This is a genomic window from Bradyrhizobium sp. DOA1 (genome assembly GCF_001593325.1).
Classification (GTDB): domain Bacteria; phylum Pseudomonadota; class Alphaproteobacteria; order Rhizobiales; family Xanthobacteraceae; genus Bradyrhizobium.
The window spans coordinates 2,034,641-2,054,694 of the sequence record NZ_JXJM01000001.1; the positions used below are offsets into that span (position 1 = coordinate 2,034,641).

The following is a 20,054-nucleotide window of genomic DNA, read 5'->3' on the forward strand; positions in this document are numbered from 1 at the left end:
CATTTCGCTTCGCGTCATGCTGCGCAATGGATTCGGCCTCGCGACTTCGTCGCGCTCCGAAATGACGGCTGCTATGCGGCACCCACCCAATTGCCGTGAAAGCCGTCGGGCACGCGGTGGCCGAGCTGCACCAGCGCGGCAGGGCCGGCCTCGACGTCGGCGGCGTTGAACACGGCGAGATCGCTGCGGTTCTCGCGCGCGCGCCAGACCACCGCGAGCAGCCAGCCGTCGCCCTCAGGCGCGTCCTTGGACCGCTCGACGAAAACGGGCTCGGAGATGGTGTCGCCGGCCGGCAGCAGATAGGGGCCGAGCCGCCTGCCGTTACCATCGACATGGACGATGCCCGAGAGCGCGCCGAACATCGGCAGCCGTGGATTGGCGCAGGCGTACCAGCCGTGACCGCTCTTCAGCCCGGCACGACGATCGTCGATGCGCGGGAATTCGCCGGTGAGATCGTCGAGATAAGTCTGCTGGAAGCGGTCGGTGTTGCCCGAGAGATCGAAGGTCCAGCGGCAGTGCCGGGCGCGCGACTTCTCCGGATCGGTCGGCCGCCCGTCCGGATGCGGAAACAAGGGCGCTTCCTCGAACTGCATGACGTCGGCGACGATGCGGTTCTCCTCCTCCCACGCATTCATGATGTGGAAGACGTAGCAGGCTTCACCGCGAAACCAGACGATGTCCTTGGCCGTGCCGCTGCGCTTCATCACGCCGACATAGGCGCCTTTGTCCGGCTCCCAGGCATATGGCGGCCGCCCGCTCATCGCGCGCTCCATGCTGCCGGTGATCGGCAAGATCGGAAACAGCACATGGTTCGCGGTGACGATGAAGTCGTGCACCATGCTGGCATAGGGCGCCTCGAACCGCTCGAAGCGCGTCGCCTTGCCGGCGGCATCGATCGATCCGTAGGAGAGAGCAGGCGTCAGTGGGCCTGCGGCGTTGTAGCCGAAGAACACGAGCTCGCCGGTGACGGGATCCACCTTCGGATGCGCTGTGAAGCTGCCGGCGACGCGCCCGTGATAATCGTGATAGCCGCGCGTCGTCAGCGTCCCCGGCTCGATCTCGGTCGGCAAATGCGCTTCTTCCAAAGCGAGCAGCTTGCCGCCATGGAAGATGATGTTGGTGTTGGCGACGCCGCCGTCAGTCAGGTTCGCCGGTGCATCCGGCAGCTTGCGGCCGAAGCCGCCGAACAAGGCGCGGCCGGCATCGTGCTCGGCCAGCCATTTCGGTGTGCGGACCCAGCGGTTGCGGTAGCTGGCGCGTCCATTCTCGAGATGAAAGGCGTGCAGCATGCCGTCGCCCACGAACCAGTGCGCCCCGGGCGAGGAGAACTGCGGATTGGGGCCGTTGCGATACAGCGTGCCGTTCAGCTCGCGCGGCAATTCGCCGATGATCGTCAGGAATGGCGCGTCGGCTTCGAAAGGTATCGGCGCGATGTTGTTGTAGCAATCGGTGACGGCGTCCTGCTGCACGGCGTACCCTCCTGATCTTTACATCGTAAAGATGAGATATCGCCGCTCACCGCTCCGGTCAAGCGAAATCTTTACACTGTCAATATTGCGTCATATTGCTTGTCCCATGGGCAAGAGCGAAACGGCGCGGAACCCGCGCACTCCGAAAAAGATGGCCTCGAGTACGCGTGCGCGTCCTGCGCATCGCCCCGCGGCTGCGAAGACCGAGACCCCCTACCATCACGGCGCTTTGCGCGAGGCGCTGCTCCAGGCCGCCGAGCGGGTGCTGGAGCGAGACGGGCTTGCCGGCCTGACATTGCGCGCGGTGGCCCGCGAGGCGGGCGTCTCGCATGCCGCGCCGACGCATCATTTCGGCGATCTCACCGGGCTTCTCAGCGAACTCGCCGCCGTCGGCTTCCGCCAGTTCAACACCGCGATGGCCTCGGCCTGCGATGCCGCCACGACGCCGCTCGAACGCGCGCTGGCGAGGCCGAAAGCCTATGTCGCCTATGCGCAGGCTCATCCCGGCATGTATGGCATCATGTTCCGCACCGAGCGGCTTGATTACTCGCGACCCTCGCTGCACGAGGCTGCCGAAGCCTCCTTCGCCGGACTGGCGAACGCCATCGGCGCGATGCGACAGGAGCAGATCAGCGAAGATGCGCTGACGCTCAACCAGGGCGCGGCGATCGCGCGCGCCTGGTCGATGGTGCACGGCTTCACCATGCTGCTGCTCGACGGACGGCTGAAGGACATTCTGGAGCGGCTTCCTGAAGGGACCAGCGCCGAACGGCTGCTCGAGGCGATGCTGACGGCGCCCGTGGCGGAGAAGCCTGGTCCCTGACGCCGCGGACGCAACCCTTGCCATGCTGAGGCGTTGACGCCGCATGGCAAAATCGTCCCGCGCTCCCTGGAAACGCCAGAACCCGCGCAAGCGAGCGGGCAAGGCGTCCAAGCATCTCAGTCCCGCGCAGAAGTCGGCCGCGAAGGCGCGCGCCCGCCGCGCCGGCCGCCGCTATCCCAACCTCGTGGACAACATGCGCATGGCAGCGAAGAAGACGTCTAAGTCGAAATCGAAAGCCAAATCTTCAAAGGCTAAAAAATCCACGAAGAAGTCGGCGAAGAAGACCCGAAAGCGGACAGCGAAGACAGCCGCAAAGGCTAAGCGTCGCGCTTCGGCCAAAGAAAAAGACCCGCGTGGCGGCCTGACCGCCGCGGGCCGCAAGGCGTTCGCACGCAAGCAGGGCGCGCATCTGCGGCCCGGCGTCACCAAGAAAGCGTCGGAGATGACGCCGCAGGAGATGCGTCGCAAGGGCAGTTGGGCCGTGCGCTTCTATGGCCGCGCGAAGCTGCCGCCGTTGGTCGATGCCAAGGGGCAGCCGACCCGGCACGCGCTTTCGGCGCATGCCTGGGGCGAGCCAGTTCCGAGGACGGTGGCAGCGGCACGGCGCATCGCGGCGAAGGGAGAGCGCCTCCTGGCACGCTATCGCCGCACCAAGGCGAGAGGCTAGACTAGCGCATCGTCGCCAGCTCGACGGCGCGGCCGGGTGCGCCGATGATCTTCACCTGATCCTTGCCGCAGGTGAAGCCGCGGGCGAAATCGTCGGCGGCCTTGCGGGCGAGCTCATTGGCGGTCGGATTGGCGATCGCGTCGACATAGGCGACGTGGCAGACCGGGCCTGGGGGCAGCCGGGTCACCACCAGCATGGCCTTGGTGTTTGGCCGTCCCTGCTTGTCGGGATCGCCATTGTCGGCGATGTGCCAGCGCTGGATGATCGCAAACGGCTTGGCGTCCGAGCTGCGCCATTCCACGGTGTTTTCCGATGAATTGAACGGGGCGAACCAGACATTGGCCGCCGGTTCCTTGGCCGCCTGCTTGTGGTTGCGGCCGACCGAGACGATTTCGCGCAGATCGTCCTCGGCGATCAGCACCATCAGGCCGTCCTTGCCCGGGCACACGCGCGTGGTGCTACCGTCGAGCTCGCTGGGCTTGCCGACCGGGCGGCAATCCTTCGGCGCCGACGAGGTGTAGCTGCTGCCCACCGATTGGGCGTGGGCGCAGCCGAGGCCGGCGCAGATCAGCAGCGCGGTGAGGGAGAGAGCGGTAATACGGATCATGATGACGCTTCGGTGCGGCTGGAACTCCGTCCCATCAGACGCCTTGATTGTGGGCAAGGTTCAATCAACGCCGCCGGACACCTGACAGCGACGCGGAATCGTTCTAGAAGAGCGGCTTCGCTTTAAGCCGTTCCGGCCTCGTTCGCGTCCTCGTTCCCTCTGATCATGCCAGCCACATCCACGAACAAACCCTATCGCGTCGGCCGCTCCAAGACCGGGCTCGGCCTCTTCGCCACCAAGCCGATCAAGAAGGGGACCCGGATCATCCGCTATTTCGGACCGATCCTGGATTCGCGGATTCCGGCGCATGACGAGATCGAGAACAAATATCTGTTCGAGCTCAACGGGCGCTGGACCATCGACGGCTCGGTGCGCAAGAACCTCGCCCGCTACATCAACCATTCCTGCCGTCCCAACGCGGAATCCGACGTCCGCCCGCGTGAGCGCAAGGTCTTCATCCGCGCGATCAGGAACATCGAGCCCGGCGACGAGATCAACTACGATTACGGCACCGACTATTTCAAAGCCTATCTGAAGCCGATCGGCTGCAAGTGCGACTCCTGTGAGAAGAAGCGCAAGAAGCTGCGCGCCGAGGCGCGGGCGGAAGCCGCCAAGGTGAAGGCGCGCAAGGCCAAGAAGGCGGGCGCGACGAGCCCCAAGAACAAGGCCGCCAAAAAGAAGAAGCTCAACGGTCACACCTTCGCCAAGGCGAACGGACGCGCGCGAGCCTGAGCTTAGGCATTTTCTGGAATAGTCGGTCGCCCGGCCGGGCCGGGCGACGACTGCGCGTGGTGAGCGGGTCTAGCTACGCCGCCACGACGCTCCCGCTCTTCCGCAATCCCACATATTGCAGCTCGGCGAATACGCCGGTCGCGATCGCCTGTGCCACGACCATCAGCACGCCGGCAACATTCGGCGACACCGCGCCCGAAAGCAGCAGCGCGATACTGCCGATTGTCCAGGCCGCATTGCCGATCACGACCAGCAGCACGAGCGCCCTGGGAACGGACGCGCGTGCGGCGAGCCAGCCCACCAGCGCGGTGTAGGCGATCAGGAACAGGCCGGCTTCGCGCAGCAGCACCTCGGGCAGGCTGAACAGCGCGCCGAACGTGCTTGCGCCGAAAGTGAAGTCGAGCGCGGCGACGCCGCTGAAGACGGCGTCCGCGAAGAGTGCACGGCGCAGGAAAGTGGATGCTTCGATCATCGTGGTTCTCCTTGGTTGAGGTGGGGAAGGGACGTCAGCGCACGCCGCGCCACCAAGCGCGGACGATGCGGGCGAGGCGGAACGGGCAGAGGCTCTTGCCGACGCCATGCTCGAAGGCGACGACCTGCGCGACGACGTAGTCACCGGTCGAATGCACGAGCGGCTCGGGCATGTTGAGGCTCCGCGCCAGCATGCGGGTTGCGAAAGCCACGGCCCAGGGCAGGACGTGGTCTGCGATGGTCCGGTAGAGCAGCAGCGCGATCATGGTCATCTCCTGTCGTGATGGAAGATGAGCCGGCGCGAGGGGAATTCGATTACCTTGCTGGTAATGGAAGCACCGAAACCCGCATGCTAGGTTTTTGGTCATGAACGCACATGCATCCACCGCACGCACCGAACGTAGCCAGCCGGTCCATATCGGCGACCATTTGCGCGAATGGCGGCAGCGCCGCCGCATGAGCCAGCTCGATCTCGCCGGCGAAGCGGAGATCTCGGCGCGGCATCTGAGCTTCGTCGAGACCGGCCGTGCCGCGCCCTCGCGCGACATGGTGCTGAGGCTCGCCGAACGCCTCGACGTGCCCTTGCGTGAACGCAACGTGCTGCTGGTGGCCGCGGGCTACGCGCCGGCCTTCCAGCAGCGTCCGCTGGAGGATCCTGCCTTGAAATCAGCCCGCCAGGCGATCGACCTCGTCCTGAAGGCGCATGAGCCCAATCCCGCACTCGCGGTGGACCGGCACTGGAACCTGGTGTCCGCCAACCGCATGGTGGCGCCGCTGCTCGACGGCATCCCGCAGCATCTGCTCGGCCAGCCCGTCAACGTGCTGCGGCTCGCCTTCCATCCCGAGGCGTTGGCCCCGCGCACGGTCAACCTCGCGGAATGGTGCGGGCATCTCCTGGAGCGGCTGCATCGGCAATGCGAGGCGACGGCCGATCCTGAACTGATCAAGCTCTACAACGATCTCAAGAGCTATCCCATGCCGGCGCGGTCGGCGCCGCTGTCGAGCGACAATGTCGCGATCCCGTTCAAGCTGCGCCACGAAAGCGAGATTTTGAGCTTCTTCTCCACCACCATGGTGTTCGGCACGCCCGTCGACATCACCCTGTCGGAGCTGGCGCTGGAGACCTTCTTCCCGGCGGACGAGCGCACCGCAGAAAGGCTGAAGCAGATGGCGGCGAGCCTTTCCTAACTGGCTTTCCTAGCGGCGTTTACAGCGCGCAGCGGCGCTCGCATAATCGGCGGATGGATACACGCTCCTCCCGGCCGTTGCGGCCGGCCAATCCGGTCGGCGATCTCTTGCGCGCCTGGCGCATGCGCCGTGCGTTGAGTCAGGCGGAGCTGGCGTTCGAGGCCGGCATCTCGGTCAAGCATCTCAGCCATGTCGAGACCGCCAAGGCGGCGGCCAGCCGGGACATCCTCCTCCAGCTCGCCTCAGCGCTGGATCTGTCGCTACGCGACCGCAACGCGCTGCTCGAGGCCGGCGGCTTCGCGCGGCAATATGGCGAGCGCGATCTCGCCGCGCCGGAGCTTGCGGATGCGCGGCGCGCCATCGATCTTCTGCTGCGACGGCACGAGCCGTTCCCCGCCATCGTGACCGACCGGCGCTGGAACGTGAAGCAGGCCAATCGCGCCGCCTCGCGCCTGATGACCATGTTGCTCGGCCCCGAGCGCATGCAGCGCCCGCTCAATCACATGCGCATGTTTCTGGCGCCGAATGAGCTCAAGCCATTCGTCGAGAACTGGCCGATTGTCGCGGCAGCGCTGCTGTCGCGGGCGCGCCATGAAGCCATGGCTGCGCCGCTCGATGAGGCCCTGCAATCGACCTGGCGCGACTTGATGCGCTTGCCGGACCTGCCTGCGCCTCAGCTCGAGGACAACGCCGTGCCGGGGCCGCTTTGCGAGGTGCGGCTGCGCAGGGGCGAGGTCGGCATCGGCCTGATCGGCGCGGTTCTGACGCTCGGCACGCCGCAGGACGTGACGCTCCAGGAGCTCCGCGTCGAGATGTTCATGCCTGTTGATGCCGCGTCCGAAGCCACGTTGATCGCGCTAGCCGCTCAGGACGCCTGAGCCTGCACGGCCTCGCGCCGCTCGAAGGTCATCGCCTGCATCACCTCCGCGAACGGACCCTTGCGATCGCTCAGTGTCGCCGTGGTGAGGCCCGCGCCATTGGCGCCGACGCGGGTCGCGGCGCGGATCAGGATCCAATCGCCCTCCGGCGGACGGAAGAAGTAAAGGCTGATCTCGGGGTTGATGAAGGTCCAGCTGCGCATGTCGACGATCTGCGCGACGCCGCTGGAAAAGTCCGCGGCCTGCACGGCCTGGAGCATCGGCGTGTTCGGCTCGCCTTCGACCAATGCCGCGTCGAGCCGCATCCAGGCGGCCGCGGGGCCCGGCTTTTCCAGCGCGCCCTCGATCAGCCGCACCGACACGTTCTGGAAATAGCGACTCCATTTCTGCGCGAAGGCCGGCGGCGGGCTGCCGTCCTCCGGCGCCTTCTCTGGCGCCGCTGGCCCGGCGAAGGGATCGGGCGGCGACTCGCCGGCCTGCGCCGTCAGCAGCGCCGTGCAGCGGCCGATCTCGGTTTCGCCGTCTATCAGCCGCACCTGCACGGTCTTGGCCTTGCGGCCGTCGCGCAGCCATTCCGTTGCGGTCTTGAAGGCGCGCAGGCCCGCCGGTCGCCACAGGTCGAAAGTCAGGCGCCGCACCGCAAAGCCTGATTGGGTCGCGAGCCGCTCGACCTCGCGGGCCATCAGCGCGGTGGTGGCGCTTCCCTGCAACATGTCCGGCGACCACGGTCCGCCGGCATGCTCCGTCGCCCGGAAATGATGGCCTTCTGGCCTGAAAATGGCTGTCATGGCAGTCTCCCGCTGGCTCGATCGTGGCCGCGAGTATCGGAGCAGGGCGGGCCCCTCACAATAACCGCAGAGGTGAAGTCGTGAACCATGCGGGGCGGGCGGCTTGCGCAGCCTCCGGTTCGGCTTATCTTCCGACGGACCCGCAGAATGCCCGAAGGAGGCGCCGCCATGAGCACGCTGAAACCGCTCCAGATCGACGTCGTCTCCGATGTGGTGTGCCCCTGGTGTTATATCGGCAAGCACCGCATCGAAAGCGCGCTGGCGCTTGTGCCAGACGTTCCGGTCAAGCTCAATTTCAGGCCCTTCTTTCTCAATCCCTGGGTGCCGCGCGAAGGCATCAGCCGCGAGGCCTATCTCACCCAGAAGTTCGGCTCGGTCGAAGCCTACAAGGGCATCGCCGGGCGCGTCGTTGCGGCGGCGGGCGAGGAGGGGCTGATTTATAAGCCCGAGCTGGTGGCGCGTCAGCCCAACACCACCGATTGCCATCGCCTGATCCTCTGGGCCGAGGCGATCGGTAAGGCCCCGGAGATGAAGCAGCGTCTGATGGAGCTCTATTTCCGCGACGGCGGCGACCTCACCGACGTGAATGTGCTGGTGCAGGCGGCTGCCGATATCGGTCTCGACCCCGAAGATGTGCGCAAGCGCCTTGCCACCGACGAGGATGTCGCGCGCGTGTCGGCCGATGCGCAGGAGGCCGCCGAGAAGGGCATCTCCGGCGTACCCACCTACGTCTTCGCGCAGAAATACGCCGTCTCCGGCGCGCAGGATCCGAACCTGCTCGCCCGCGCCATCCGCCAGGTCTCGGCAGAGATCAACGCCGAGGCGGCGGAGTAAGCTGGCCTATTTGCGAAGTAAGCGAACGGCGCGGCGCGCGGCCGCGTAGGCGGCGTCGTGCGCCACCAGCGCCCCGTGAATCAGTGCCACTACCGGATCGTGCCGCCGTAGCGGGATCAGCACGTCGCCGATCGCGAAGCGTCCGCGCCAGATCGGGTTGATCATGGGATGATCGGCACTCGCGGTCGAATCCGCGCTTGTAATGGCCGGATCGGCGCAGAGATGGCGCGTGAGGTCGAGCGTGAGCTGCACGCCCGGCGAATATTTTGCAAAGCGCTCGTCGATGCCGAGCTTGAAGAAAAAGGCGCGATCCTGGTGACGCAGCACGATGCCGGCGGCGACCGCTGTCGTGCCGGCTCGAAGCGTGATGATCTCGACTTGCGCGGTTTCCGCCAGCGCCGGCACGGCCCGGCGGATGAAGGTGGCATCGCCCGCATGCTGGATCAGCGCGGTGCCGCGCTTGCCCTTCCAGCCGCTGGCCTCAAGTTGCAGGAACGTTTCGAGCGCCGGCCCGATCTCGTCGCGCCCTCGCGCGATTTCGAACGCGACAGGACCCTTTTCTTCGAGCCGGTGGCGCTGCCGGCGCAGCTCCTTGAGCTTCCGCGCGCCGAGGGCTTCGCGTAGCAGTGCATCGCCGTCCTGCGTCGCATCGAGGCTGGCGCGGACATAGGAGCCGAGCACGCGCGGCTTCAGGCCGTCGCGCTCGAGAACTCGATTGAGCGCGCTCATCGCCGCGCCGTCGAGCGCGACGTCGTTCAGCACGAGCGCATGGGCGCCGGCCGCGCGCGCCTGCTGCAACAACTGCGTGGCGCTCTCGATGGAAGCGTCGCGGTCGATCAGCGGGCTGCACAGCGTGCCATAGGGATGCGCACTCACCAGCGCGGGCAGGGGAATCTTCCAGGCGCGCCAGAGCGAGGTCACCGGCATCAGCCCGATCAGGCGCGTCGAAGCCGCGTCGTATGCAGTCAGCGCCGAGGCGTCCGTGCGGCCGCGGGCCGTTGCGCTGACGGCGAGCTCCCAGCCGGGCAGGTAATATCCGTTCGGTTCGATCGCGCGTTGCGCGAGCGCGCGCCATTGCCCGGGATCGATGGAGGTGAGCGGAACGCGCGCGCGGCCGGCCATGGCATCGCTTGCCGATGCCGGATTGATCGCTGCCTGCTGCGCGATGTCGACCACGTCCCATCATCCCCATTCACGCGGGCCAAGACCGCGTTACGGTCATTCTTAGCGTAAAGATTGGAAAATACCGTTGGGACGCCGCGTCAATTCGAATGGTAGTATTAACGTCTCGTTGAGCATCCGTGCGCCCGATCGCTGGTCGTATCGATGGATGCACAGGGATTGTTCTGGACCTGGAGAATCACGATGATCGCGACGCCTTTCACGCCAATGGCATCGCTCCTGGGCGGCGCGCTGATCGGGGTGTCCGCCGTTCTGCTGATGTGGGCGAGCGGACGTATCGCCGGCGTCAGCGGCATCGCGGCGCGGCTGTTTCCGCCTTACGAAGACGGCGAGTTTGCCGGCCGGCTCGCCTTCGTCGCCGGTCTCGTCGCCGCCCCCGTGCTAGTCCTGCTCGTCACCGGACGACTTCCTGCGCAGACGATCGCGACCGCGCCGGCCGTTTTGATCGTCGCGGGATTGCTCACCGGCTTCGGTTCGGTGTGGGGCAGTGGCTGTACTTCCGGCCATGGCGTCTGCGGGCTGTCCCGCCTCTCGGCGCGCTCACTGGTCGCGACCATCACCTTCATAACGACGGCCGTTGCGACGGTCTTCGTGATGCGGCACTGGAGCTGACGGCGATGGCCGTTCTCGTTCAATTCGCTATCGGCCTGATCTTTGGTCTCGGCCTCATCGTGTCCGGCATGTCGAACCCGGCCAAGGTTCTGAACTTCCTCGACCTCGGCGGCATTCCGGCAGGGACGTGGGATGCGAGTCTTGCCTTCGTGATGGCCGGTGCCGTCGCAGTGACCTTCATCGGCTTCAACCGGGTTCTGAAGCGCGCGCGTCCGGTCTTCGCCGAGCGGTTTTATCTTCCCACACGAAGGGACATCGATGTCAGGATCATTGCGGGTCCCGCGATCTTCGGTGTCGGCTGGGGATTGGCAGGCTTCTGTCCGGGACCGGCCTTGACCGCGCTCGGACTTGGCTCGACTTCGGCGTTCATCTTCGTCGCGGCGATGTTTGCCGGCATGGTGCTTGCCCGGTTCATCGCGCATTCGCCGGCGGCGCGCATCGTCACGCCGGCCGACTCACTTGAAGCCTGATCGAATGGGACCGGGCGAGTGTCTCGCCCTCCCGCCCATCGTGACGTCATCGATTACCAGCGGTCGTTGACACCGACGCCAACGCTAACTCCAGGCGCGCGGATGCCGACTCCGGCGCGCGGACCGTCGTCATAATGACGATGATAGGTCCGTCGCTCGTAATACCGATCGCTCGGCATGGTCGCATAGGAGTCGCGCACGATCACGCGCGAGCGGCTGCGGCTGCGGTAGCAATTTCCGTCCTCGTCGCAGACCATCCGCACTTCCTGGATGAGATCGGGATTCATGTATTCGCTGGTCGCATAGACGTCGGCCGCTTTGGCGCCCGTTGCTGCGGCCAACGCACCGACGCCAGCCAACAGCGCAATCGTGAATGTCCTCATCATGTCCTCCTCGAAACTGCCCTCGGCGGTAACAAGAAGGGGAGGCGGCGATCGTTCCCCGCTTTGATGCTGGTTTTTCCCGGAACCCGGCGTTTCGCGAAGCGGTTGTTCCTAGATCGGCTCGTAAGTCTCGGTCCCGCAGATGTCGTCGCCTTCCGCGCGTCGGCGATCGACGACCTTTCCGCCCATGATCGTCACGATGTAGGTCTGAGCGCCCAGCGGCGTCCCGGTTGCCGAGGTGAGCTGCGCGCGGACGCATGCCGTCCAGCCCGCTCCGCGCACCTCACGATGGGGCGGTGCAACGTGCACCTCGCGCGGATAGGACGTGCTGAGGAAGACGACGTCGATCTGCTCACGCACCACGCGCTTGACGTCGGGGACCGGCTCGGGGAGTGGCTGCTCGGCCTCCTTCATGCGCATGAACTCGGGCACCGGTGCCCGGCTGTCGGCAAAGCCGCATCCACCGAGCGCGAGCGCGCCGGCGAACAGCGCCGCATGAGCAATGATCCGCAACATCCGTGGAGGTCCCCTGCGGGCCAACAGATAGGCACGAATGCGATCCGGCGAAGTCAGGCCCGATCAAGTTTTGCTGAAGCCTTGGAACCCGCGGCATTTGCTAATACGGGAATGCAGGCTAGTTTGTACCCTAGGCGAGGGGGATTGCATCCATGAGGGTTTTGGTCATAGCCGCCGCATTGCTGGCGTTGGCGACCGGAGCGGCCGAGGCGCAGGGTCGGCGCCAGCCCAATGAAGGGACCAAGCAGGGGGACAACAAGCCTAAGGTCGACGAGAAGGCCTACAAGGCCGCACTCGAGCGCATACCCGAGCCCAAGGACAAGTATGATCCGTGGGGCGGGGCGCGCCCGAGCGAGCCCGCCAAGAAGACGAAATAGAACGCGGCGACTCCGATGGCTCCCGCTCCTCGCCACTGCGAGGGATCGCGGCACCTCGATCGGCGACAGCGTCGCAGCGCTTCGGCTGAGCTGTGCCGACATTGTGGTCGCGCACCATCGATCGTCCTGGCGGACGATTTCTCGCGGTCTCATCGATGATCGTACTCGCGATCGTCGTGCTCGCGATCGCAAGCCTGCGTTGACGTCGCCGCCGTCGTACCACGCAATCATAATCGTATTGTGGATGTGATGCGAACGCGTGTTCACATCGCGTACGTCATTGCACGAAGCGAGGCCTACGCGCCGGTCGCTGCGCCAAACAGGGCGGCAATTCCGCACGAAATTGTCGCACGCAATTCTGGCGTTACTTGCACAGCGCTTCAGACTTCGTTTACGACGTCGAAGCGGCGAGTCACTTCCCGCAGACTTTTCCTGCAAGCCCTTTCCTTTATGGCGTTACGCGCCGATGGAGATTCCGATGAAGACCACGCTTTCGCTTCTGTTCGCCGCGGCGCTTTCGCTGTCGTCGATGCCCGCCCAGGCCGCCAAGTGGGACCTCTCGACCATGAGCTGCAAGCAATTCCTCGATAGTGGGGAAGACAACATCGCGGTCGTGCTGACCTGGATGGACGGCTGGTACAAGGGCGACGAGGACAACGCGATCATCGACACCGAGGTGTTCATTGAGAATGCCAAGAAGTTCGGTGCCTATTGCGGAAAGAATCCGACCGTCAGTGTCGTCACCGCGGCCGACGAAATTCTCGGCAAGTAGTTCCTAGGAGCGTACCGCCTGAAGCGCGGCCGCAATCGCGCTTGTCTCTCGCTTCGATGCAAATGTGTTCGACAAAAACGTGATGGAGAGCCGCGGTGCGCCTTGCGCTGCCGCGGCTCTCTTTTTTTCGGGAAGATGCTCAGCCCGGCAGCATCGCGAACGCGCTCGACACCATCGCGACCGGCTTGTTGTCGGCGGCCGACAGCAGGGTGACGCGGCCAAAGCTCATGGTGCGCCCGAGTCGGACCACGCGGGCATCCGCAAGCACGTCCGAGGCGCTGGCGGCGCGCATGAAATGGGTGGTCTGGTCGACCGTGGTCATCGGACGATAGCCGCGATTGGCGGCGAAGATCGCGATCACCATCGCGGTGTCGGCGAGCGCCATCAGCGCCTGGCCGCAGACGATGCCGCCGTTGCGGCACAGCCGCTCCGAAAACGGCATGCGCAAGACCGCGCCCGGCTGCCAGTCCGGCGCGTCCGCAGGCTGTGCGATCTCGATGCGCTCGACCGAAAGGCCGAGATCCTGAACCCAGGGCGCAAAGACCTCGCCGAGGATGCGTCCGGCCTCCGTGATGCCGAACTCGGCGTTGGGCTGCATTGGCATTACTGTCGTTCCCTCCATTGTTGCCAGATGTTTCCGCGGCATTCTGCGCGTATCGGCGTGGCAAAGTCACCCGGTCCGGCGCCGGCCCGGTCGGCTTGAAAATGCCCGACTTCGCCCGATATGATGCCGCGCTTGGGTACGGGTGGATGATGTTGCGTCGATGTGTCCTGGTCTTTTGTCTGGCTGCGCTCCGCCTTGTGCTGAACGGGTGCACCAGATGCGGGCCGATCTGGGACGACTGGCTGCATGCGCCGAAATCGTGCAGATCGGACCGGTTGTAACGGCCATGCAGCCCTGGGGTTGCGCTTCGCCGCGACAAGGACGACAAGGCGCGGGCGATCCGCGCTTCATGGATGATCAAGGAGTGGATGATGAAATTTTTCCGTTTGGCCGCGGTGCTGGCCGTGCTGGCGGGACCTGCCTATGCGCAAATGCCCCAGCTCAATTTGCTGCAGGATGCGCCGAGCAAGACCCCCGAGGAGAAGGCCGCCGAAGCCGAACGTGACAAGGCTTACAAGGAAACGCTGAAGAAGATTCCGGACACCAAGACGTCCAACGATCCCTGGGGCGGCATGCGCTCCGATCCGCCGAAGCAGTCGGCGGCGCCGAAGGCCTCGGCCGCGACCAGCGCACCGAAGAAGAAATCCGGCACGGCCGCCAATTGACCCTGCGCCGATCGGAGGCGGCTGAGGCCTCCGATCGGGACTCCCCTTTGCCCTGCCGGCCTCCTACATTCCGCGAAAGCGTATTGCGTCAAGGAGGCGTGACATGGCCGATCGCCCGCGGGATCTCGCCGAGCGCATGGCGCGCCGGCGCAAAGCAGGCGGCAAGGCGGGCCATGCGACCGGCGACGGCTATCTGCGCGAGACCTTCACGCTGCCGCGCGCGGCGGCGCGGGCGAGGGCGGAGGCCTTCTTCGCCCGCTATCCCAAGGCGGGTTACATGAGCGCGGTCGAGACCTGGCGCGAACTGCCCGGCGGCGACATCGAATTCACCATGCGCCGGCTGCCCAGCGCGGATTAGGGCCGCACTCCTAGTCTAGCGTTTCCGAGACGATGCGAATCCGGAACACCGGCTCCTTGGACTCGTCCAGGAGCTCCATGTGCCATTCGGAATTTTCCTGGAGCTTGCGGGCAATGCCGGCGGCCATGTCGGCGCAGACGTTGGTCATCTCCTTCCAGGCGGAATCGCGATCAGCAAATTCCGACGCTTGTTCCGCGCAGCCGGAATAGCGACCGTTCCGGATTCGAAAAAAATAGAGCGGCATGGCTGGCACCGATCGCGCGTGATGGCCCGCCCTCCAAGGCCACGGGCGCGCAGTGCAATCCCAAATCCCGGTCAGATCAATTCCGGGCGGCTACGGGCGTGGCCATCCGGATCGCGCCGCCACCCGCTGATCGCGCTCAGGCCAACTTGCTCAGGCCGTTTTGCGCTCGATGGCCTTCAGCTCCCGATCGATGCGCAGCTGCACCCGCCGGATCGCGAGCAGGTCGATCTTGGTCTCGGTCCTGCCGGTCTTGATCTGCTCGCCGATGCGGAACTGCCACTGCCAGATGCCGGGAATGGCCGTCTTGGCGAGGGTGAATTCGACGCCCCTGTGATTCATGGTCATCTCCCACGATTCACCGTCCGTGACCTACAACATGATGGGCGTCATGATATTCCCCGGACAAGCGAAATATGTCGACAAACCTCCTCGCCGTTCACGGAAAGCGCAAACCGGGACGGGGGCGGGAACTCTGTTCATGGTCGGAGAACCACGGAGTACCACCGTGTGACGGCACATGCCTTGCTTGGCTTGGAGAGGCAACCATGGACCTTTCATGCTCGGCATTCCCCGCCGCTACTCCCATCTCGTCTTCGGCGTCATCCAGTCCGGGCTGACCTCGCTGATCGCCGCCGGCATCGCCAGCTTTCCCGCCGCAAGCGCCATGGTCTTCCTCGGGCACTGGATCGCGTCGTGGCTGATCGCATGGGCCGCGATGCTGCCGATCGTGCTGCTCGCTGCGCCCGCCATCCGCGCCGTCTCGCTGCGGCTGACGCGGGAGGATGGCGAGTTGCGAACCCGCCGCCAGGCATGAAAAAACCCCGCTTGGGGAGAGCCAAGCGGGGGGAGAAAGTTATTGGAGGCTGAGGTGCTGGGCTGCAACACCTAGCAAGCCGACCATAGCCGCCTGCGCTTACGTCAGCCTGACAGTTCGGCAGATCGAATCATCCCGTGCCCCGCCATGCCCGCAAACAGAAAACCCCGCTCGGGGAGAGCGGGGTCCTCGGTTGAGTATGGAGGCCCGGTGTTGGTCCATCGGGCACCGCGATATTAGGCGTTCCGGCTTACATGCGCCTGACGGGGACGCAGCAAATGGCAGGGATCGCGAGGCCTCAGACTGGCCCCTGGCCGGTCCCAATTTCGACATCCGGCCGCACGACTGGCGACACATCGGTCGGCAAGATTCCGGATCGTCCGGCGCAGCCATGGGGGAAACGTGGCGCGGCGGCGATGGGGTGCATCATGGATAACGTAGAGCGGTCATTCGCCGCCGCGACGGCGGCTGGCTTCGTCGTGCTGGTCATCGGCCTCGTGCTGTTGGCGCTGCTGTAGGGTCGGCACGGTAGGCGCGCTCGCGCCGCCATCGCCAAAAAAGGGCGAAAACAACCCCATGCACAGTAGAGCGCCAGGGGATTCAGTCATGGAATCAATGAGTTAATCAAGGTACTTCGATACCTTAATCGCGCATGAGCCATACCGGGACCATGCTGGTTCCCGAGAGCGCGGGCTTGGGGTTGGCGGCAGCCCAGACGGGTCCGGACGACCACCCCGGCCGGCTTAATGGACCTTGATCTCGTCCAGGGGCAGCCGGAGCTCGGCGGCGCGCTCGTCGCGATCCTTCTTGCGGAATGCGTTTTCCCTGCGCTCGAACTTGAGCATTTCCTCCTGCGCGGCCTCGAGCAGGGGGTTGCGCCTGATGGCGCCGGGCTGCGTGTTTTCGGTCATGACAGAGATCCCCAGAGTTGCGGTCCCATCCCGACAGAAGGCCGCAGGCCGCGAAAAGGTTCAGTGCCGTAGGATTGCGGAATTATGACGGCGCGCAGGCCGCGCGTCTTTGATGCGCATCAGCTTCACGGCGAATGAGAACGCACCGCTATTTCGGCGGCTGCAGCCCGGGAGACTTGACCCAATCATGCAGATGATTGGCGATGTCGGCTCGTCGTGCCTTCTTGAGCAGGGCGTCTCGCTCGGGGCCAGGCGGCAGCCTGGAGGCCTGCTCCTCGACCTGCTTCGCCCATGCGGCCAGCCGATCCTGGAGGGTCAGCTGCTGCTTGAATCGCCGTCGCCTGAACATGACGCGCTCATTTCCATCGGAGGAAGGCGGGAGCGCGATTGGCGTTCTCGTCACCGGTCGTCGCCAGGATTCGTGCGGTGATGGTGCATTAGGGTTCAGAAACGAATTCGGGTCTGTTCAGTTGTACACGCACGGAGATCGACGATTGTTGGCCATTTGAGGCCAGGCTCCGAAGGTCCTCAACTCGAGGCCGCCAACCGCGGCGGCCTCTGGAGATTGAGCCAGCAATGTCAGTGGCAGGGCTTGCCCAGCATCTGGGCGTACCGGCTGTGGCAGCCGTCGTGCAGCTGAGACTTCTTGGTGATTTTGGCACCGGCTTTCGGCGCCGCGGATGTCGGCGTGTTCGCCGACTGCGCCTGCACCGATGGCGAGCCGGCGAGCACGGACAGCGCGAGAACGATCGTGGCGATTGACCTCATCTGTTTCTCCCGGGGCAAGTGAGACGGTGTGTAGCGTTACTTTCTGTAGCACATAAGCCCGAGCTTTTCAAAGTGCTGTGCGGCGAGGGCTCTGGTGCTGTCCGGAGGCCGCCAACTGAGGCGGCCTTACTCCCGGGTTAGTTCTATTTCCAAGGCGGCACGGCCAATGTCCGTGATCCGATAGAAGCCGGGGCGACTCTCTTCAAGAATTCCAAGCGCCAAGCAATCTTCCACCATCCAATCCGGAAGATCGGCGTCTTCCGCGCCACCTCGCAAAGCCTGAAGCACCCCCACTTGGTCGCTAGTTAGCGGAGGCGGAAACATCGTCCGCAAGTCTCGGGGCGGCTTAGTCATCGCGGGGATCCTAAATCGAAACCAGGACACTTCAAAAATCAACTTAGGACACAGCCCCCCCAATCTGCAAAGAACATATTGCGAACCTAGAACAAATAGGGTACATTGATTTTATCGACGACCCGCTGCCCCAATCGTTTGTCCCGCACCCGAATCCTCGCCATAAGGAGCACGACCCAATGTCCGCCACTGCCCTGCGTATCGTCGAAGGATCTTCCATGGACAAGAGTAAAGCCCTGGCCGCCGCGCTCTCTCAGATCGAGCGCCAGTTCGGCAAGGGCTCGGTGATGAAGCTCGGCAAGAACGACCGCTCCATGGACATCGAGGCGGTGTCCTCGGGCTCGCTTGGTCTCGATATCGCGCTCGGCATCGGCGGCCTGCCCAAGGGGCGCATCGTCGAGATCTACGGGCCGGAATCATCGGGCAAGACGACGCTGGCGCTGCATACGGTGGCGGAAGCGCAGAAGAAGGGCGGCATCTGCGCCTTCATCGACGCCGAGCACGCGCTCGACCCGGTCTATGCCCGCAAGCTGGGCGTCAACATCGACGAGCTCCTGATCTCGCAGCCCGACACCGGCGAGCAGGCGCTGGAAATCTGCGACACGCTGGTGCGCTCGGGTGCGGTGGACGTGCTGGTGGTCGATTCGGTCGCAGCGCTGGTGCCGAAGGCCGAGCTCGAAGGCGAGATGGGCGATGCGCTGCCGGGTCTGCAGGCGCGATTGATGAGCCAGGCGCTGCGCAAGCTGACGGCGTCCATCAACAAGTCCAACACCATGGTGATCTTCATCAACCAGATCCGCATGAAGATCGGCGTGATGTACGGCTCGCCCGAGACCACCACCGGCGGCAACGCGTTGAAGTTCTACGCCTCCGTCCGCCTCGACATCCGCCGCATCGGCGCGATCAAGGAGCGCGACGAAGTCGTCGGCAACACCACGCGCGTCAAGGTGGTGAAGAACAAGCTGGCACCGCCCTTCAAGCAGGTCGAGTTCGACATCATGTACGGCGAGGGCGTCTCCAAGATGGGCGAGATCCTCGATCTCGGCGTCAAGGCCGGCATCGTCGAGAAGTCCGGCGCCTGGTTCTCCTATGACAGCCAGCGCCTGGGTCAGGGCCGCGAGAATTCGAAAGCGTTCCTGAAGGCCAACCCGGACATTACCGCCAAGATCGAGACCTCGATCCGCCAGAACTCCGGCCTGATCTCCGAGCAGATCCTGGCCGGCACGCCCGAGAGCGACGCCGACGGCGAGGAGCCTGCGGACGAGTAAGACTTAGCGCGAAAATTTTTCGCGAGGAGCGGGCGCTGAGGACGTTGAGTTGCCGACGTCTGCGGCGCCCGTTTCGTTGATCGCTGAGCGAGACAAGTGATTCCGGTGAAGCGCCTGATTCTGACAACAGATTCGTCCGCTGCCGGCGCCTTGCAACGCGCTGGGCTCGCCGATCTCGTCATCGCCATCGAGCACCGGCTTGTCTGGGGGCCGTTGCCGTCCGAGGAGGAGCTGGAGGCATTCTTTACCCCGCGTAGGATTCAGCCTCGAGGCCTTCATTGGCTGGACGACACGCCGTCGTGGCGTCTCGAAGAGTCGAGATTGAAAGACCGTGGACTGATCGACCTGCTGTCGGAATGTGATCTAGCCGAACTGTGGGTCGGGCCAGAGCCAAACGCACAATTGGTTTTGCTTTGGCTGCTCGACCATTGCGGCAGCAAGGGAGCGGCAGTCTCCAAACTCGCGATATGTTACCTGGACTTGGCCGTTGGTGGCGCCGAGCCGGAGCGGCTTACCGAGCTGAACCCGCCGATCGTTAAGGTCACGCAAGAACACGTCGAACTGGCGGCGCGTGCGTGGCGGGCCTATCGCGCGTCGACGCCGCAGGCTTGGTTCGACCTTCTCAAATCGGATTTGAGTTTGCTTCCGCAGCTTGAACGGTGTGCCCTCGACCTGCTCGATGAGCTTCCGAGCAGGACTACCGGTCTTGCAGCGACTGAGACGCGAATGCTCGAGTTGATCTCACCAGGGAATGTGCAGCCCTTTGACGTCTTCCCCGGTCAAGAGAAGCGCAACGAGCGGCGCGTGTACGATTATTGGGAAGTCGGAACCCTGCTCGATGGGCTCGCGCGATGTCCAGTACCGGCCGTAGCCGGGTTGGAGGAGGGGCCATTCACGCTCGACATGCATGACGATGCTCGCCGTTTCGCGCAATACAAGCGGTCCCGCTTGTCGCTCACCGATTTCGGGACGGCGGCGCTGGCGGGAGAAGAGGACTTCCGGCGCCATAATACGATTCGCCGCTGTTGGGGTGGCACGCTTCTCACCAGCGAACGGCTTTGGCGATGGGACGCCGAGAGCCGCGCGTTGATCGCGCCTGAGTGAGGCGTACGCATGCTCTCAGCGTTCCTGTATTGCGTATCAATTTTTGAGAGGCGACCGTGTCCCATTTGATCTTAGCCACGAACCATCTTGACGAAGACCTTCTTCGCCAGTCGTGCCAAGCGAATGTCGTGCTTGGGTTCTATCCACGCTTCGTGTGGAGGAAATTGCCTTCCGACGAACAGCTTCTGATGGGGC

At 64.6% G+C, this 20,054-nt stretch carries 29 protein-coding genes; 15 read left to right on the forward strand and 14 right to left on the reverse strand.

Annotated features, from left to right (window positions below):
• Positions 1 to 71: 71 nt before the first annotated feature.
• Entirely contained in the window at positions 72 to 1,469 is a 1,398-nt protein-coding gene (locus SE91_RS09450; RefSeq protein ID WP_061847390.1) for a carotenoid oxygenase family protein, read from the reverse strand.
• Positions 1,470 to 1,575: 106 nt separating this feature from the next.
• On the opposite strand from SE91_RS09450, the gene SE91_RS09455 reads away from it, so the two are divergent.
• Together SE91_RS09455 and SE91_RS09460 are read left to right on the forward strand one after the other, a co-directional pair.
• Positions 1,576 to 2,292 carry a TetR/AcrR family transcriptional regulator gene (locus SE91_RS09455; protein WP_061847391.1) on the forward strand — a complete coding sequence of 239 codons (717 nt, stop codon included), beginning with the start codon at positions 1,576 to 1,578 and terminating at the stop codon, positions 2,290 to 2,292.
• 43 nt (positions 2,293 to 2,335) lie between these two features.
• Positions 2,336 to 2,959 (forward strand): DUF6321 domain-containing protein, encoded by a 624-nt coding sequence (locus SE91_RS09460; protein WP_061847392.1) that lies wholly within the window; start codon positions 2,336 to 2,338, stop codon positions 2,957 to 2,959.
• Position 2,960: 1 nt separating this feature from the next.
• Here SE91_RS09460 and SE91_RS09465 read toward each other — a convergent pair whose 3' ends face one another.
• Complete coding sequence (locus SE91_RS09465; protein ID WP_061851065.1) at positions 2,961 to 3,566, reverse strand: hypothetical protein; 606 nt, start codon at positions 3,564 to 3,566, stop codon at positions 2,961 to 2,963.
• 165 nt (positions 3,567 to 3,731) lie between these two features.
• Here SE91_RS09465 and SE91_RS09470 point away from each other — a divergent pair, with 165 nt between their 5' ends.
• Positions 3,732 to 4,298 carry an SET domain-containing protein gene (locus SE91_RS09470; protein WP_008564016.1) on the forward strand — a complete coding sequence of 189 codons (567 nt, stop codon included), beginning with the start codon at positions 3,732 to 3,734 and terminating at the stop codon, positions 4,296 to 4,298.
• 73 nt (positions 4,299 to 4,371) lie between these two features.
• On the opposite strand, the gene SE91_RS09475 is transcribed toward SE91_RS09470, so the two are convergent.
• Positions 4,372 to 4,770: a hypothetical protein gene (locus tag SE91_RS09475; protein WP_061847393.1), complete on the reverse strand. Its 399-nt coding sequence runs from the start codon at positions 4,768 to 4,770 to the stop codon at positions 4,372 to 4,374.
• A 34-nt stretch (positions 4,771 to 4,804) separates the two neighbouring features.
• Positions 4,805 to 5,035 (reverse strand): hypothetical protein, encoded by a 231-nt coding sequence (locus SE91_RS09480; RefSeq protein ID WP_083543385.1) that lies wholly within the window; start codon positions 5,033 to 5,035, stop codon positions 4,805 to 4,807.
• A gap of 100 nt (positions 5,036 to 5,135) precedes the next feature.
• Here SE91_RS09480 and SE91_RS09485 point away from each other — a divergent pair, with 100 nt between their 5' ends.
• Together SE91_RS09485 and SE91_RS09490 are read left to right on the forward strand one after the other, a co-directional pair.
• A complete protein-coding gene (locus SE91_RS09485; protein WP_061847394.1) occupies positions 5,136 to 5,957 on the forward strand; it encodes a helix-turn-helix domain-containing protein in 822 nt (273 codons plus the stop codon).
• Positions 5,958 to 6,010: 53 nt separating this feature from the next.
• Positions 6,011 to 6,835, forward strand: coding sequence for a helix-turn-helix domain-containing protein (locus SE91_RS09490; protein WP_061847395.1), 825 nt, complete (start codon positions 6,011 to 6,013; stop codon positions 6,833 to 6,835).
• On the opposite strand, the gene SE91_RS09495 is transcribed toward SE91_RS09490, so the two are convergent.
• A complete protein-coding gene (locus SE91_RS09495) occupies positions 6,823 to 7,623 on the reverse strand; it encodes a thioesterase family protein (protein WP_061847396.1) in 801 nt (266 codons plus the stop codon). The two genes, SE91_RS09490 and SE91_RS09495, sit on opposite strands and share 13 nt — an antisense overlap.
• A 168-nt stretch (positions 7,624 to 7,791) precedes the next feature.
• Between SE91_RS09495 and SE91_RS09500 the strand changes: the two genes are divergently transcribed.
• Positions 7,792 to 8,457 (forward strand): DsbA family oxidoreductase, encoded by a 666-nt coding sequence (locus SE91_RS09500; RefSeq protein WP_008564040.1) that lies wholly within the window; start codon positions 7,792 to 7,794, stop codon positions 8,455 to 8,457.
• 6 nt (positions 8,458 to 8,463) lie between these two features.
• Here the strand turns inward: SE91_RS09500 and SE91_RS09505 are convergent, their stop codons facing one another.
• Complete coding sequence (locus SE91_RS09505; RefSeq protein WP_061847397.1) at positions 8,464 to 9,633, reverse strand: GNAT family N-acetyltransferase; 1,170 nt, start codon at positions 9,631 to 9,633, stop codon at positions 8,464 to 8,466.
• Between the two features lie 189 nt (positions 9,634 to 9,822).
• Between SE91_RS09505 and SE91_RS09510 the strand changes: the two genes are divergently transcribed.
• Together SE91_RS09510 and SE91_RS09515 are read left to right on the forward strand one after the other, a co-directional pair.
• Positions 9,823 to 10,251: a YeeE/YedE family protein gene (locus SE91_RS09510; RefSeq protein WP_061851067.1), complete on the forward strand. Its 429-nt coding sequence runs from the start codon at positions 9,823 to 9,825 to the stop codon at positions 10,249 to 10,251.
• Positions 10,252 to 10,256: 5 nt separating this feature from the next.
• Entirely contained in the window at positions 10,257 to 10,721 is a 465-nt protein-coding gene (locus SE91_RS09515; protein ID WP_061847398.1) for a DUF6691 family protein, read from the forward strand.
• 53 nt (positions 10,722 to 10,774) lie between these two features.
• Here the strand turns inward: SE91_RS09515 and SE91_RS09520 are convergent, their stop codons facing one another.
• Entirely contained in the window at positions 10,775 to 11,107 is a 333-nt protein-coding gene (locus SE91_RS09520; protein WP_061847399.1) for a hypothetical protein, read from the reverse strand.
• Positions 11,108 to 11,215: 108 nt separating this feature from the next.
• Positions 11,216 to 11,620 carry a hypothetical protein gene (locus SE91_RS09525; RefSeq protein WP_061847400.1) on the reverse strand — a complete coding sequence of 135 codons (405 nt, stop codon included), beginning with the start codon at positions 11,618 to 11,620 and terminating at the stop codon, positions 11,216 to 11,218.
• Between the two features lie 152 nt (positions 11,621 to 11,772).
• On the opposite strand from SE91_RS09525, the gene SE91_RS09530 reads away from it, so the two are divergent.
• Entirely contained in the window at positions 11,773 to 11,997 is a 225-nt protein-coding gene (locus SE91_RS09530; RefSeq protein WP_061847401.1) for a hypothetical protein, read from the forward strand.
• A gap of 478 nt (positions 11,998 to 12,475) precedes the next feature.
• Positions 12,476 to 12,769, forward strand: a complete 294-nt coding sequence (locus tag SE91_RS09535) for an HdeA family protein (RefSeq protein WP_060736529.1) — start codon at positions 12,476 to 12,478, stop codon at positions 12,767 to 12,769.
• A gap of 139 nt (positions 12,770 to 12,908) precedes the next feature.
• Here SE91_RS09535 and SE91_RS09540 read toward each other — a convergent pair whose 3' ends face one another.
• Positions 12,909 to 13,373 (reverse strand): PaaI family thioesterase, encoded by a 465-nt coding sequence (locus tag SE91_RS09540; RefSeq protein WP_061847402.1) that lies wholly within the window; start codon positions 13,371 to 13,373, stop codon positions 12,909 to 12,911.
• 371 nt (positions 13,374 to 13,744) lie between these two features.
• Here SE91_RS09540 and SE91_RS09545 point away from each other — a divergent pair, with 371 nt between their 5' ends.
• Together SE91_RS09545 and SE91_RS09550 are read left to right on the forward strand one after the other, a co-directional pair.
• A complete protein-coding gene (locus SE91_RS09545; RefSeq protein ID WP_060737811.1) occupies positions 13,745 to 14,038 on the forward strand; it encodes a hypothetical protein in 294 nt (97 codons plus the stop codon).
• Between the two features lie 103 nt (positions 14,039 to 14,141).
• Positions 14,142 to 14,396: a hypothetical protein gene (locus SE91_RS09550; protein WP_060736527.1), complete on the forward strand. Its 255-nt coding sequence runs from the start codon at positions 14,142 to 14,144 to the stop codon at positions 14,394 to 14,396.
• A gap of 10 nt (positions 14,397 to 14,406) precedes the next feature.
• On the opposite strand, the gene SE91_RS09555 is transcribed toward SE91_RS09550, so the two are convergent.
• Positions 14,407 to 14,640 carry a DUF6894 family protein gene (locus tag SE91_RS09555; protein ID WP_061847403.1) on the reverse strand — a complete coding sequence of 78 codons (234 nt, stop codon included), beginning with the start codon at positions 14,638 to 14,640 and terminating at the stop codon, positions 14,407 to 14,409.
• A gap of 150 nt (positions 14,641 to 14,790) precedes the next feature.
• A complete protein-coding gene (locus SE91_RS09560) occupies positions 14,791 to 14,979 on the reverse strand; it encodes a hypothetical protein (RefSeq protein WP_060737810.1) in 189 nt (62 codons plus the stop codon).
• Between the two features lie 217 nt (positions 14,980 to 15,196).
• On the opposite strand from SE91_RS09560, the gene SE91_RS09565 reads away from it, so the two are divergent.
• Entirely contained in the window at positions 15,197 to 15,454 is a 258-nt protein-coding gene (locus SE91_RS09565; RefSeq protein WP_061847404.1) for a DUF2798 domain-containing protein, read from the forward strand.
• A 743-nt stretch (positions 15,455 to 16,197) separates the two neighbouring features.
• Here SE91_RS09565 and SE91_RS36115 read toward each other — a convergent pair.
• The 3 genes from SE91_RS36115 to SE91_RS09585 all read right to left on the reverse strand — a co-directional run bounded on the left by SE91_RS36115 (position 16,198) and on the right by SE91_RS09585 (position 17,133).
• Entirely contained in the window at positions 16,198 to 16,365 is a 168-nt protein-coding gene (locus SE91_RS36115) for a hypothetical protein (RefSeq protein ID WP_061847406.1), read from the reverse strand.
• Positions 16,366 to 16,513: 148 nt separating this feature from the next.
• Positions 16,514 to 16,714 carry a hypothetical protein gene (locus SE91_RS09580; protein WP_008564080.1) on the reverse strand — a complete coding sequence of 67 codons (201 nt, stop codon included), beginning with the start codon at positions 16,712 to 16,714 and terminating at the stop codon, positions 16,514 to 16,516.
• Between the two features lie 230 nt (positions 16,715 to 16,944).
• Positions 16,945 to 17,133, reverse strand: coding sequence for a hypothetical protein (locus SE91_RS09585; protein WP_061847407.1), 189 nt, complete (start codon positions 17,131 to 17,133; stop codon positions 16,945 to 16,947).
• A 533-nt stretch (positions 17,134 to 17,666) separates the two neighbouring features.
• Here SE91_RS09585 and recA point away from each other — a divergent pair.
• Together recA and SE91_RS09600 are read left to right on the forward strand one after the other, a co-directional pair.
• Complete coding sequence (recA, locus tag SE91_RS09595; protein WP_018316624.1) at positions 17,667 to 18,755, forward strand: recombinase RecA; 1,089 nt, start codon at positions 17,667 to 17,669, stop codon at positions 18,753 to 18,755.
• Positions 18,756 to 18,860: 105 nt separating this feature from the next.
• Positions 18,861 to 19,859: a hypothetical protein gene (locus SE91_RS09600; protein ID WP_061847409.1), complete on the forward strand. Its 999-nt coding sequence runs from the start codon at positions 18,861 to 18,863 to the stop codon at positions 19,857 to 19,859.
• Positions 19,860 to 20,054: the final 195 nt, after the last annotated feature.

What these genes read in the sequence shown, in the direction of transcription:
- SE91_RS36115 (WP_061847406.1), bottom strand. Translation starts at nt 16,365, where the DNA reads ATGACCGAAAACACGCAGCCCGGCGCCATCAGGCGCAACCCCCTGCTC.
- SE91_RS09565 (WP_061847404.1), top strand. Translation starts at nt 15,197, where the DNA reads ATGCTCGGCATTCCCCGCCGCTACTCCCATCTCGTCTTCGGCGTCATC.
- SE91_RS09495 (WP_061847396.1), bottom strand. Translation starts at nt 7,623, where the DNA reads ATGACAGCCATTTTCAGGCCAGAAGGCCATCATTTCCGGGCGACGGAG.
- SE91_RS09555 (WP_061847403.1), bottom strand. Translation starts at nt 14,640, where the DNA reads ATGCCGCTCTATTTTTTTCGAATCCGGAACGGTCGCTATTCCGGCTGC.
- SE91_RS09580 (WP_008564080.1), bottom strand. Translation starts at nt 16,714, where the DNA reads ATGTTCAGGCGACGGCGATTCAAGCAGCAGCTGACCCTCCAGGATCGG.
- recA (WP_018316624.1), top strand. Translation starts at nt 17,667, where the DNA reads ATGTCCGCCACTGCCCTGCGTATCGTCGAAGGATCTTCCATGGACAAG.
- SE91_RS09480 (WP_083543385.1), bottom strand. Translation starts at nt 5,035, where the DNA reads ATGATCGCGCTGCTGCTCTACCGGACCATCGCAGACCACGTCCTGCCC.
- SE91_RS09535 (WP_060736529.1), top strand. Translation starts at nt 12,476, where the DNA reads ATGAAGACCACGCTTTCGCTTCTGTTCGCCGCGGCGCTTTCGCTGTCG.
- SE91_RS09520 (WP_061847399.1), bottom strand. Translation starts at nt 11,107, where the DNA reads ATGATGAGGACATTCACGATTGCGCTGTTGGCTGGCGTCGGTGCGTTG.
- SE91_RS09465 (WP_061851065.1), bottom strand. Translation starts at nt 3,566, where the DNA reads ATGATCCGTATTACCGCTCTCTCCCTCACCGCGCTGCTGATCTGCGCC.
- SE91_RS09545 (WP_060737811.1), top strand. Translation starts at nt 13,745, where the DNA reads ATGAAATTTTTCCGTTTGGCCGCGGTGCTGGCCGTGCTGGCGGGACCT.
- SE91_RS09510 (WP_061851067.1), top strand. Translation starts at nt 9,823, where the DNA reads ATGATCGCGACGCCTTTCACGCCAATGGCATCGCTCCTGGGCGGCGCG.
- SE91_RS09490 (WP_061847395.1), top strand. Translation starts at nt 6,011, where the DNA reads ATGGATACACGCTCCTCCCGGCCGTTGCGGCCGGCCAATCCGGTCGGC.
- SE91_RS09475 (WP_061847393.1), bottom strand. Translation starts at nt 4,770, where the DNA reads ATGATCGAAGCATCCACTTTCCTGCGCCGTGCACTCTTCGCGGACGCC.
- SE91_RS09515 (WP_061847398.1), top strand. Translation starts at nt 10,257, where the DNA reads ATGGCCGTTCTCGTTCAATTCGCTATCGGCCTGATCTTTGGTCTCGGC.
- SE91_RS09460 (WP_061847392.1), top strand. Translation starts at nt 2,336, where the DNA reads ATGGCAAAATCGTCCCGCGCTCCCTGGAAACGCCAGAACCCGCGCAAG.
- SE91_RS09540 (WP_061847402.1), bottom strand. Translation starts at nt 13,373, where the DNA reads ATGCCAATGCAGCCCAACGCCGAGTTCGGCATCACGGAGGCCGGACGC.
- SE91_RS09525 (WP_061847400.1), bottom strand. Translation starts at nt 11,620, where the DNA reads ATGTTGCGGATCATTGCTCATGCGGCGCTGTTCGCCGGCGCGCTCGCG.
- SE91_RS09560 (WP_060737810.1), bottom strand. Translation starts at nt 14,979, where the DNA reads ATGAATCACAGGGGCGTCGAATTCACCCTCGCCAAGACGGCCATTCCC.
- SE91_RS09530 (WP_061847401.1), top strand. Translation starts at nt 11,773, where the DNA reads ATGAGGGTTTTGGTCATAGCCGCCGCATTGCTGGCGTTGGCGACCGGA.
- SE91_RS09585 (WP_061847407.1), bottom strand. Translation starts at nt 17,133, where the DNA reads ATGAGGTCAATCGCCACGATCGTTCTCGCGCTGTCCGTGCTCGCCGGC.
- SE91_RS09500 (WP_008564040.1), top strand. Translation starts at nt 7,792, where the DNA reads ATGAGCACGCTGAAACCGCTCCAGATCGACGTCGTCTCCGATGTGGTG.
- SE91_RS09470 (WP_008564016.1), top strand. Translation starts at nt 3,732, where the DNA reads ATGCCAGCCACATCCACGAACAAACCCTATCGCGTCGGCCGCTCCAAG.
- SE91_RS09550 (WP_060736527.1), top strand. Translation starts at nt 14,142, where the DNA reads ATGGCCGATCGCCCGCGGGATCTCGCCGAGCGCATGGCGCGCCGGCGC.
- SE91_RS09485 (WP_061847394.1), top strand. Translation starts at nt 5,136, where the DNA reads ATGAACGCACATGCATCCACCGCACGCACCGAACGTAGCCAGCCGGTC.
- SE91_RS09455 (WP_061847391.1), top strand. Translation starts at nt 1,576, where the DNA reads ATGGGCAAGAGCGAAACGGCGCGGAACCCGCGCACTCCGAAAAAGATG.